The sequence below is a fragment of the Tahibacter caeni genome (genome assembly GCF_024609805.1).
GTDB classification, from domain to species: Bacteria; Pseudomonadota; Gammaproteobacteria; order Xanthomonadales; family Rhodanobacteraceae; genus Tahibacter; species Tahibacter caeni.
Genome location: NZ_JANFVR010000531.1, coordinates 1 through 2,089, shown reverse-complemented (window position 1 = coordinate 2,089; position 2,089 = coordinate 1). Strand labels below are relative to the sequence as shown.

The following is a 2,089-nucleotide window of genomic DNA, read 5'->3' as shown; positions in this document are numbered from 1 at the left end:
CCTGCACCTGGCGTTCGCCGCGGCCGACCGCGCCGCCGTCGACGCGTTCCACGCGGCCGCGCTGGCCGCGGGCGCGAAGGACAACGGCGCGCCGGGCCTGCGGCCGCACTACCATCCGAACTACTACGGCGCTTTCGTCATCGACCCGGACGGCCACAACATCGAAGCCGTCTGCCACCGGCCGGCCTGACGACCGGCGGCACGCCACGCATCACCACCCTGCTCCGCCGCGCCGCGCTTCATGCGACGCGGCCGCACCGAACGGAAGGCTCACGATGCAAGGACTGTTTTCCAAGGTACTCATTGCCAACCGCGGCGAGATCGCCTGCCGCGTGATCCGCACCTGCCGCCGCCTCGGCATCCGCACTGTCGCGGTCTACTCCGACGCCGACGCGACCGCGCAGCACGTGCGCCTGGCCGACGAAGCCTGGCCGATCGGCGGCTCGCGGCCGGCCGAGTCCTATCTGCGCGGCGACGTCATCCTCGACGCCGCCCGGCGCAGCGGCGCGCAGGCCATCCATCCGGGCTACGGCTTCCTGTCGGAGAACGCCGACTTCGCCGACGCGGTCGAAGCCGCCGGCCTCGTGTTCATCGGCCCGAGCGCGGCGTCGATGCGCAAGATGGGTTCCAAGGCCGGCGCCAAGATCCTCATGCAGGAGCACAAGGTGCCCGTCGTGCCGGGCTATACCGGCGAGGACCAGGATCCGGCGCTGCTCGCGCGCGAGGCCGACCGCATCGGCTATCCGCTGATGATCAAGGCGGCCCACGGCGGCGGCGGCAAGGGGATGCGCATAGTGCGGGCGAAGGACGAATTCGCCGCGAACCTCGAATCCTGCCAGCGCGAGGCGAAGAACGCGTTCGGCCGCGACCGCGTGCTGCTCGAACGCTACGTCGAGAAGCCGCGGCATATCGAGTTCCAGGTGTTCGGCGACCGCCACGGCAACATCGTGCATCTGAACGAGCGCGAATGCTCGGCGCAGCGCCGCTACCAGAAAGTGCTCGAGGAAGCGCCGTCGCCGTTCGTGACGCCGGAGCTGCGCGCGCGCATGGGCGAGGCCGCGGTCGCCGCCGCGCGCGCGATCGACTACGCGAACGCCGGCACGGTCGAGTTCATTGTCGGCCAGAACGGCGATTTCTATTTCATGGAGATCAACACGCGGCTGCAGGTCGAGCATCCGGTCACCGAGCTCACCCTGAACCTCGACCTCGTCGAGCTGCAGCTGCGCGTCGCCGCCGGCGAGGCGCTGCCGGCCTCGCTCGTGCGCAACAAGTCGGTGCCGGCCGACGGCCATGCGATCGAGCTTCGCCTGTACGCCGAAGACCCGGCGCAGAACTTCCTGCCGGGCTCGGGCCGGCTGACGACCCTGCGGCTGCCCGCGGCCTCGCGCCACGTGCGCATCGACGGCGGCGTCGTCGAAGGCGACACCGTGTCGATCTTCTACGACCCGATGGTCGCCAAGCTCATCGTCTGGGATCGCACGCGCGATGCGGCGCTGCAGCGCCTGCGCGAGGCACTGGCCGCGACCGAGATCGTCGGGCCGAAGTCCAACGTCGAGTTCCTCGAACGCCTCGTGCGCCATCCGGCCGTGACCGGCGCGAGCATCGACACGGGCTATCTCGACCGCCACCTCGAGGAATTCCTGCCGGCGCAGGCCGAGCCGGTGCCGGACGCCTGGTTCGCCGCCGCGGCCGCGGCCGTGCTGCTCGACCAGGAAGCCGCCGCGCCGCTGCTCGCGGCGACCGGCAGCGATCCGCATTCGCCATGGGCGCGCGCCGACGGCTGGCGCCTCGGCCATCCGGGCAAGCGCGTGGTCGTGCTCGTTCAGGCCGGCGAACGCGTCGAGATCGCCGCGCACGGCAACGGCGGCGACTACACCCTGGACTGGAACGGCAAGCAGGCGCGCGTGCGTCATGCGCTGCTCGCCGACGGCGCGTTCAGCGCCGAGATCGACGGCCATGCGCGCCGCCTGCGCGCCGGTGTCGACGCGGCCCACGTGCTGCTGCACGACGGCCAGACGCGCCGCGTGTTCGAGCGCGCGGCGGCGTTCGCCTATCGCGCCAGCGCGGGCGGCGGCGGCGACCGCGTCGT

The 2,089-nt window shown here is 71.8% G+C and carries 1 protein-coding gene and 1 pseudogene; both read left to right on the top strand.

The window, feature by feature from the left end; genetic code table 11:
* Positions 1-190, top strand: a pseudogene (locus NON22_RS23485) (VOC family protein); the annotation flags it as partial.
* A 94-nt stretch (positions 191-284) separates the two neighbouring features.
* On the top strand, positions 285-2,089 hold a 1,805-nt coding region (locus NON22_RS23480), incomplete at its 3' end, for an acetyl-CoA carboxylase biotin carboxylase subunit (protein WP_257389409.1).